The sequence below is a fragment of the Pseudoalteromonas sp. ESRF-bin5 genome, assembly GCF_002632075.1.
Taxonomy (GTDB): Bacteria; Pseudomonadota; Gammaproteobacteria; order Enterobacterales; family Alteromonadaceae; genus Pseudoalteromonas; species Pseudoalteromonas marina.
Genome location: NZ_NTLW01000191.1, coordinates 20,489 through 30,262, shown reverse-complemented (window position 1 = coordinate 30,262; position 9,774 = coordinate 20,489). Strand labels below are relative to the sequence as shown.

Annotated in this window: 6 protein-coding genes and 1 rRNA gene; 4 read left to right on the top strand and 3 right to left on the bottom strand. The window is 41.3% G+C overall.

Translation table 11 applies throughout. The features are described 5' to 3' along the window. Positions 1-140 precede the first annotated feature (140 nt). Together rrf and glsB are read left to right on the top strand one after the other, a co-directional pair. Positions 141-255, top strand: a 5S ribosomal RNA gene (gene rrf, locus BCG07_RS11745). Between the two features lie 675 nt (positions 256-930). Next, positions 931-1,854 carry a glutaminase B gene (gene glsB / locus BCG07_RS11740; RefSeq protein ID WP_276756486.1) on the top strand — a complete coding sequence of 308 codons (924 nt, stop codon included), beginning with the start codon at positions 931-933 and terminating at the stop codon, positions 1,852-1,854. Positions 1,855-1,869: 15 nt separating this feature from the next. Here glsB and BCG07_RS11735 read toward each other — a convergent pair whose 3' ends face one another. Further along, entirely contained in the window at positions 1,870-3,174 is a 1,305-nt protein-coding gene (locus BCG07_RS11735) for an inosine/guanosine kinase (RefSeq protein WP_243531496.1), read from the bottom strand. Positions 3,175-3,352: 178 nt separating this feature from the next. Here BCG07_RS11735 and tadA point away from each other — a divergent pair, with 178 nt between their 5' ends. Next, entirely contained in the window at positions 3,353-3,850 is a 498-nt protein-coding gene (gene tadA, locus BCG07_RS11730; protein WP_243531495.1) for a tRNA adenosine(34) deaminase TadA, read from the top strand. 8 nt (positions 3,851-3,858) lie between these two features. On the opposite strand, the gene BCG07_RS11725 is transcribed toward tadA, so the two are convergent. Both BCG07_RS11725 and mltF read right to left on the bottom strand, forming a co-directional pair. Next, a complete protein-coding gene (locus BCG07_RS11725) occupies positions 3,859-4,026 on the bottom strand; it encodes a hypothetical protein (protein WP_006791597.1) in 168 nt (55 codons plus the stop codon). 179 nt (positions 4,027-4,205) lie between these two features. After that, positions 4,206-5,621 carry a membrane-bound lytic murein transglycosylase MltF gene (gene mltF / locus BCG07_RS11720; protein WP_010556929.1) on the bottom strand — a complete coding sequence of 472 codons (1,416 nt, stop codon included), beginning with the start codon at positions 5,619-5,621 and terminating at the stop codon, positions 4,206-4,208. A gap of 211 nt (positions 5,622-5,832) precedes the next feature. Here mltF and purL point away from each other — a divergent pair, with 211 nt between their 5' ends. Further along, a complete protein-coding gene (purL, locus tag BCG07_RS11715; RefSeq protein WP_243531493.1) occupies positions 5,833-9,723 on the top strand; it encodes a phosphoribosylformylglycinamidine synthase in 3,891 nt (1,296 codons plus the stop codon). Positions 9,724-9,774 lie beyond the last annotated feature (51 nt).

Below are 9,774 nucleotides of genomic sequence, written 5' to 3'. Positions count from 1 at the left end.
CCATGCCGAACTCAGTAGTGAAACGAAACAGCGCCGATGATAGTGTAGCATTTGCTATGTGAAAGTAGGACATTACCAGGCTTCAAATTCAGTCGAAGGACTTTAATCTTAATAAAAATAAGAAAATTGAAAAGAATTTTCTTGGTGACAATAGCGTTTTGGACCCACCTGATCCCATGCCGAACTCAGTAGTGAAACGAAACAGCGCCGATGATAGTGTAGCATTTGCTATGTGAAAGTAGGACATTACCAGGATTTAATTAAGAGAAACCCGTTACAGCAATGTAACGGGTTTTTTGCTGTCTGGGGTTTAGTGAATTGGCGTTAAGCATACCCAGCTCAGTAATAATACCAATCCTAAAGTGAGCTTATATAATGCCGACCAACACAATTAAAGTATGCTATCAGCAATATGACTTTTTATCCCTCGGATATTCAAGTGAGTGGTGTAACGACTTTAATTAAGCGAAGCCTGTTGCAGTAAAGTGACGCTTTTTGTATTTTGAAATGAAGTAAATCAATTAAGTTACAATTACAAGGCGAGCTTTACTAATTCGTATAATTAAAAGATCTAGTTATAAGTAAGGTAATAATATAAACAACAAGGTTATATTATTTATCTCTGTCTAATAACTGATACCTTTAACCCTATTAGCGTCAGCTTTTCTACCTGGGATTGATTAAATATTACTGTTAAAGAGTTTAAGGGTTGGTTAATAATAGCCTTATGTTTAGATAATATTAATAGGTTATTTAATTTGCTAATTAGTGGTGTTTATCATTAATTGTTTTTCTTGTCGTTTATCCTCACGTTAGATTGTTTATTGTGAACATAATTCACAATACAATTAATTTCATCTAACTAAACTAGCTCGTTTAATCTGAGGCATGGTAAAATTTTCATTTAGCTAAATCTATTTGAGGTGTTAATTGCCTACTACAGATTACCAACGTGTATTAAATGAAATTACTCAAGAAGTCGCCCCTTTACTGTCTAAAGGGAAAGTAGCCGATTATATCCCTGCACTTGCTGAGGTTGACCCTGAGCAGTTTTCTATTGCCATATACACTACTGAGGGTGAAATCATTTGCGCAGGTGATTGTTCTCAGCGATTTACCATTCAATCAGTATCTAAAGTGATGACATTAACCATGGCGTTACAGCGTTATGGTGACGAACTTTGGAGCAGGGTAGGTAAGGAGCCCTCTGGTACAGCGTTTAACTCGCTTACGCAACTTGAATTTGAAAAAGGTGTGCCGCGTAACCCATTCATAAATGCGGGTGCTATTGTTACTTGTGATGCGCTTTATAGCCGCTTGTCTGCACCTATGCATTCGATGCTCGAAACATTCAGATTACTATCAGGTAATCGCGGCATTGTGATTGATAAAAAAGTGGCTAATTCTGAGTATGAATTTAGACACCGCAATGCTGCTATGGCGCATTTGATGAAATCGTTTGGTAATTTTGAGAATGACGTTGATGATGTGCTTTGGTCGTATTTCAACTTTTGCTCTATTGAGCTTAATTGTGTTGAACTCGCTAAGGCATATAGCTTTTTAGCAAATAAAGGAGTTGATCAGCCATCTGGTGAGCAGGTTTTAAGTAGTCGTCAAAATAAACAGCTTAATTCACTATTATTTACCAGTGGTTTATATGATGCTGCGGGTGATTTTGGGTATAGGGTCGGTATGCCAGGTAAATCAGGGGTATCAGGAACTATTCTTGCGGTATTACCTAATAAGTTTACAGTAGCCGTTTATTCCCCAGGGCTTAATTCGTTTGGTAACTCAGTAGCAGGAATAGCAGCATTAGAGCTACTATCTAAAAAGCTTGATATTTCTATCTTTTAGAGAGATGAAGGGAGCTTATTGCTCCCAATAAACCTGTTCTAAACAATCTTCACGCTCAGGTAATCCACGCGATAAGCGGGGAGAGTGCTGAACAAGTACTTCATAACTTGCTCTGTTTGCATATTTACTAATTTGTGCAAGAGATGAGTATGTAATAGCTTGTTGATCGTGCTTTGCTGAGTTAGCGACATTAAGCTTATGATAAACATTTGCTGATAAGTCATGTAGTACAGCAGCGAGTGCACAGTCGCCAGCGCCATTGGTATTTTTGATTGAGTCGGGTCCGCCCATAAAAGGAGCTGTATGGCTGTATGCTCTTATAGGGTTTTCGCAATCAGCTTTACGCATAGCGCGTGAAAATTCATAGCGATTAAAGTCTGCAATAGCACCAGGCAGTAGTGGGTATTCGGTTTCACGTTTAAAGCTGTCGTCAACATGGCCTGCCATGAATAGCCCTTTTTCACCTGCAGTGCATATAACAAGATCTACCCAGTCTAGTGCTTTGTCTGCTGCTAAAAGCGGGTCTTCAAACCCTGTAATAGCAAAGCCTTCTTCTTCGTTCATAGCAAGAATATCTACATGCTTTTCAACAAAGTTTGCCCACCAAGCAGGGTCTTGCTCAATTAAAAATTTAGTGCCGAGTGTAAGAACAACAGGTACGCCAGCATCGTTAGCATATTTAACTGCTTGCATAGTTGCATCTGTCATGGTTTCGTCATCTTGTGTTCGCATAAGGTATGCACTAATGACTAAAGCCGATGAGTTTTCTATCAACGATTTATCTATTGATTCTGGGCGTAGGTAATTCATTAAACCCGCACTGATTGCAAAGGTGCGTTCGCCTGTTTCATCAATAAGAGTGAAACAACGGCCTATTGGACCATCAACAGGTTGTAAATAATCTAAGTCTACACGGCTTGAGGTATTACATAAAAAGCGGTATGCGTAACTGCCAATTTTAATGTTTTCACTCATTACGCCTAATAAAACAGAGCGATCATCTGCAAGTACAGAATAGTTGTGCATTGTGTTACCAATGGTTCCACCTGCAAATTCATAATCAACCATTTCGTTTAATTTTAAGCGGTCGTATAGAGCATTTGTTATGTCACTGTCTATAACCTGTGACATACCTCTGCGTAGTTGAAACTCATCAAGGAAAGCTTGATCAACTTTTGCTTCTATATCAACAACGATTTGATCGATACCCGTAATATAGCTACGTTGTAATCTATCTGTTGCGTTAAGTTGATTAGTTAGTGGATCTTTGGCTTCCACTGGAAAATAATGTTTATGCCTGCGGCGTCCAGGAAATTTCATTCGCTACCCGTGTTGTGAGCTAAATAAAAAAAGCGAGAGATTATAACGTAAATCAGCGTCAGTGAGCCATTATTAACAGCTAAATAGTGTTTTATTTTTGCAATAAAGTAATCATTGCCGCGCTTTAGGATGTTAACTAGGTATAATTAAAGTATAAAACGTAATTTAAGAAGAAATAATGAACAAGCCATTTGACGACGTTTATTGGATGGGACAAGCGCTTTTGTATGCAAAACAAGCCGAGCAGCTTAATGAGATCCCAGTAGGTGCTGTTTTAGTAAAAGATAATCAACTTATAGCATCTGGATACAATCGTTCTATAACTGATAATGACCCTTCAGCTCATGCCGAAATGATTGCAGTACGAGAAGCTGGCAAAGCACTCAATAATTATCGCTTAATTGACTGCACGTTATATGTAACACTTGAGCCATGCTCTATGTGTGCAGGATTATTAGTGCATAGCAGAATAAAGCGTTTAGTATTTGGAGCTCCAGATGCAAAAACTGGTTCAGCTGGCTCTATTATGAATTTACTGCAGGAGCCAAGGCTTAACCATCAAGTAGAAGTTGTTGGAGGGGTATTAGCCGACAAATGTGGTAACACTATATCTGAATTTTTTAAGCGAAGAAGGGCGCAAATTAAAGCAGCCAAAAAGGCTGCTCGTGGGGCTTAGAAATATTATTAATTGCCCGCTGGTATAGTGTCTTGTGCTTCCATTTGTTGCATAGCAAACATACGGCGACGCCAAATTATTTTTTTGTGTAAACCACGTAACATGATACGACGACGTGTCGCCGTTGAATAAATAACGTTTCTTTTTAATTTTTGTGTGCGTCTACGTTTTAGCATGTGTTCTCCTAATGCGTGAGAGTGAGAAAGGCACAAGATATATCTTTGAAAAAATTGAAATATACAATTACCACACATTAGTGATCATTTAATGACAAGTAAACAGATATTTTAGTTACCCACTACTTTGAAGCCGTAAACTTTCATAATTAATAAATATCGCATTAATCCATAATCCGCTATGGCGATTCATCTTGTTTTATATTGCTGGTGTCATCACGCTCTGTAGTGATATTTTCTTCGGTCATCGCATTGTTTTCATCAAGCCATACCAGCGCGTCGTAGTATCTGCGAATATTATCAACATATTTTACAGCCACATCGCCACGGGCATAGCCATAACGTGTATTACGGTAATATCGCTTTTTGATTAATAGCGGTAAGCGTTTTTTTACATCGGCCCATTTATCTGGGCTTGCCCCTTGTTGTTGGGTGATAATCCGCGCGTCGTTCACATGACCCCAACCAACATTATAAGCAGCCAAAGCAAGCCATGTCCTGTCTGGTTGAGGAATTCTATCAGGAATACGAGTTATTAATTTGCTTAGATACTGAGCACCGCCACGAATATTTTGTTCAGGCTCGAGACGATTTGTTACACCAACTTGTTTAGCTGTAATGCGTGTAAGCATCATAATACCGCGAACTCCCGTTGGTGATTTAGCGCGAGGGTTCCACATCGACTCTTGGTAACTTAAAGCAGCTAATAAACGCCAATCAAGATCTCCTGCATATTGTTCAAACCATGGCTGATATGTAGGTAACGTTTCTTTTATTGCTTCTATGTAAGCCAATGTATTTACATAGTTAAACTGGCGTACATGACCAAAATATTTTTCTTCGAGTACATAAAGTTGGTTGTTTTGTTTTACTTCACCAAAAAATGGCACGAGCAGCGCATATAAAGAATCATCTTTTGACTTGCGAAGTATCCACGCAATTGGATCATTATGACTTACTGAGAAGCCAATACTTAAATTAGGGTGATACCGGCGAAATAACGAAAGAGTGTGGGAATCAGCAAGGGTGTAGTCTATTTCACCATCTATAACCGCTTGTAAAAGTTCTTCTTCGTCAAATTCTTCACTTTCTATCCAGCTGAGTGATGGGTTGTTTTTTTGAGCTTTTTGCAGGGTAAGTGAGTGGCTACTTTTTGCTATAACCGTAAAGTTTCCATCTAGATCGTCAAACTTACGAGGACGAACGCGGCCTTGTTTATATACTAATTTTTGACTGATTGTTCTGTAAGTTGGGCCATACCTATATTGCTCCGCACGCGTTTTGTTGTAAGTAAGTCCTGAGGCAATTAAGTCTAAGTCACCACTTTCAAGGCGATCAAACATATCAGATAAATTAAAAAAGGGGACTATTTCAAGTTCAACACCTAAGTAATCAGCAAAAGCCTGAGAAAGCTCATATTCAAAGCCTTGCTCGCCCTGAACTGCTTGATAGTAATTGCTCGCACTTGCTAACGTGCCAACACGTATTTTGTTTTGCTCTTTGATGTGGGCAAGTTGAGTTGGCTGTTCTTGCATATTACATGCACATAACAGCATAACTAAAGTGATGATTATTATTAGCTTTTCTTTGAACATTGAGTGCCCCTTTAACACGCTAACACCCGTTATAACAAAACTTAGCCATTTCGTCACTTTCCCTTTTATTTTATTAGCTAAAACGGATTATAAATAAAGCTAAAAAGTTAATTTTATGAAAAGCGCAATTTGGAGTTAAATATGATGGCTAATTGGACTATAATGCGTGCCTAAAATATCGTTCAATCCCTAACCCCGGATGAAATTATCTATGTTGATCCTTCGTGGTGCACCAGCACTGTCAGAGTTCAGAGTTAATAAAATTTTAGCGCGTTGCAAACAATCGCAACTTCCAGTCACCAACGTATATGCCGAGTATGCTCATTTTGCCGATTTAACATCGCCTTTGAGTGTTGATGAGCAAACCAAGCTTGAAAAGCTATTAACTTACGGTCCTACTATTGCCGAGCATACCCCAGCTGGCACACTTATTTTAGTTACACCTCGCCCTGGTACCATTTCTCCTTGGGCATCTAAAGCAACCGATATAGCGCATAACTGTGGCCTTAAACAGGTTCACCGTGTAGAGCGTGGTATTGCTTATTATATAGAAGGTGAACTAGGAGCAGAGCAACTTGCACAAGTAACAGCTTTATTACACGACCGTATGACTGAAGCAACTCATACTGAGCTTGAAGCAGCAGCGCAGTTGTTCCGTAATGATTCTCCGCGTGAAATGTCATCAGTTGATATTTTAGGTGGTGGACGCGAAGCATTAGCTGCCGCAAATATTGAGCAAGGTTTTGCTCTTGCCGATGACGAAATTGACTACCTAGTAGAAAACTTTAAAAAGCTAGGTCGTAATCCTAACGACATCGAATTATTTATGTTTGCCCAAGCAAACTCAGAGCATTGTCGTCATAAAATATTTAATGCTGATTGGACAATTGATGGCATTGAACAGCCAAAATCGCTGTTTAAAATGATCAAAAATACATTTGAGCACAACCCTGAAAATGTATTGTCGGCGTATAAAGATAACGCGGCAGTAATGAAGGGCTCAAAAGCGGGTCGCTTCTTCCCGAACGCGCAAGGTGAATATGCGTATCATCAAGAAGACATAGAAATATTAATGAAAGTAGAAACGCATAACCATCCAACGGCTATTGCACCGTTTTCGGGGGCGGCTACCGGTTCAGGTGGTGAAATTCGTGACGAAGGTGCAACAGGGCGTGGTTCTAAGCCAAAAGCCGGTTTAGTTGGCTTTACGGTTTCTAACTTGCGTATTCCGGGTTACGAGCAACCGTGGGAAAGCGACTTTGGTAAACCTGGTCGTATAGTCAACGCGCTTGATATTATGATGGATGGCCCACTGGGCGGTGCTGCATTTAATAACGAGTTTGGTCGTCCTAACTTATTGGGTTACTTCCGTACGTATGAAGAAAAAGTAACAAGCCACAATGGTGAAGAGGTACGTGGTTACCACAAACCAATTATGCTTGCCGGTGGTTTAGGTAATATTCGTGCTGATCATGTTCAAAAAGGCGAGATTCCAGTAGGCGCAAAACTAATTGCGCTAGGCGGCCCTGCTATGAACATTGGTTTAGGCGGTGGTGCTGCATCAAGTATGGCGTCGGGCCAATCAAACGAAGACCTAGACTTTGCTTCTGTTCAACGTGAAAACCCAGAAATGGAACGTCGTTGCCAAGAAGTAATCGATAAGTGTTGGCAGTTAGGCGATGAAAACCCAATTGCATTTATACATGATGTTGGCGCCGGTGGTTTATCAAATGCGTTTCCTGAACTGGTAAACGATGGTGGCCGTGGTGGTAAATTCCAACTACGTGATATCCCTAACGATGAACCTGGCATGGCACCACATGAAATTTGGTGTAACGAATCGCAAGAGCGTTATGTGCTGGCTGTAGCGGTTGAAGACTTTGATCGTTTTGAATCCATTTGTAAGCGCGAACGCGCACAGTACGCAGTAATTGGTGAAGCCACAGAAGAGCGCCATTTAACCGTAGCAGACAACCACTTTGATAACAGTCCTGTTGATTTACCGCTTGATGTTTTATTAGGTAAAGCGCCTAAAATGCACCGCAATGTAACATCTCAGCAAGTAACGGGCACTGCCATTGATGCAAACGATATTAACGTAGCTGATGCCGCGCAGCGTTTGTTACGCTTACCTACAATTGCAGAAAAAACATTCTTAATTACTATTGGTGACCGCTCGGTTACCGGTTTAGTATCACGCGATCAAATGGTTGGCCCTTGGCAAGTACCTGTGGCTAACTGTGCGGTTACTGCGGCAACGTACGACACTTACCACGGTGAAGCTATGTCTCTGGGTGAGCGCACGCCGGCGGCACTATTAAATTATGGAGCTTCGGCGCGTTTGGCTGTGGCTGAGTCACTTACTAATATTGCTTGTGCAAACATAGGCAGCCTTGAGAACATTAAGCTATCTGCTAACTGGATGGCTGCAGCGGGTCACCCAGGTGAAGACGCCGGCCTTTACGAAGCCGTAAAAGCGGTAGGCGAAGAGCTTTGCCCAGCACTTGGTTTAACTATACCTGTAGGTAAAGATTCTATGTCGATGAAAACGACATGGAAAAACGAAGACGATAGTGCTGAGCAATCAGTAACGTCGCCGTTATCGCTTATTATTACAGCCTTTGGCCGTGTTGACGATGTACGTAAAACAGTAACGCCACAGTTACGCACTGATAAAGGCGACACTTCGCTTGTTTTAGTTGATTTAGGTGCTGGCAAAAACCGCATGGGTGCATCAAGCCTTGCACAGGTTTATAAACAGCTTGGTGATGTTACACCAGATGTAGACAGCCCTGAGCTACTTAAAGGCTTTTACAATGCCATGCAAGCACTTGTCGCTGATAGCAAGTTACTTGCTTATCATGACCGCTCAGACGGTGGTTTATTTACTACTGTAACTGAAATGGCGTTTGCTGGGCACACCGGTGTGACTGTTGATTTAGCTGGTTTAACCGGAACAGACCTAGAAGCACTTTATAACGAAGAGCTTGGCGCGGTAATTCAAGTGGCTAACAGCGATTTAGGTGCTGTAAATGCTGTATTTGAGCAACACGGTGTTGCTGCAATTAGCCACGTGATTGGCTCGCTTAATAGCGACGATAGCATTGTATTTAACCGTGGTGAGCAAACAGTACTTAATCATACTCGTACTGAGTTACGTACTATTTGGGCCGAAACAACGTACCAAATGCAAGCACGTCGTGATAACCCTGATTGTGCTAAGCAAGAGTTTGATGCCAAGTTTGATGCAAAAGACCCAGGCTTAAACGTGAAACTTAACTTTGACTTAAACGAAGATATAGCTGCGCCATTCATTGCAACGGGTGCTAAACCACAAATGGCTATTTTGCGTGAGCAAGGCGTTAACTCGCACCTAGAAATGGCTGCTGCGTTTAACCGCGCTGGTTTTGCCGCTGTTGATGTGCACATGAGCGATATCCTCGAAGGGCGTTTAACCCTTGAGCAGTTTAAAGGCTTAGTGGCATGTGGTGGTTTCTCTTATGGTGACGTATTAGGCGCCGGTGAAGGTTGGGCTAAGTCTATATTGTTTAACGATATGGCACGCGATCAGTTCCAAAATTTCTTCCACCGTGAAGGCACCTTTAGCTTAGGTGTGTGTAATGGTTGTCAAATGTTATCAACATTGAAAGAGTTAATTCCGGGTACTGAGCATTGGCCACGTTTTGTAACAAATAAGTCAGAGCGTTTTGAAGCACGCTTTAGCTTAGTTGAAATACAAGAAAACCCGTCTGTGTTCTTTAATGGAATGGCTGGTTCGCGTATGCCAATTGCTGTATCTCATGGTGAAGGCCATGCAGAATTTGCAAACGATGCCGCCACTAAAGCTGCGCTTGAAAGCGGCACTGTTGCGGTTAAATTTGTAGATAACTACGGTAATCCGACAACGCAATACCCGGCTAACCCAAATGGTTCACCAGAAGGTATTACCGGTATTACCTCTACTGATGGCCGTGCCACTGTAATGATGCCGCACCCTGAGCGTGTGTTCCGCGCTGTTGCTAACTCGTGGCACCCAGATGAGTGGAAAGAGGATAGCCCATGGATGCGTATGTTCCGCAACGCACGTAAAAATGTAGGTTAAAAACGACATATACAAGTTAGATTCATAATCTAGCTGTAAAATAAAAAAGGC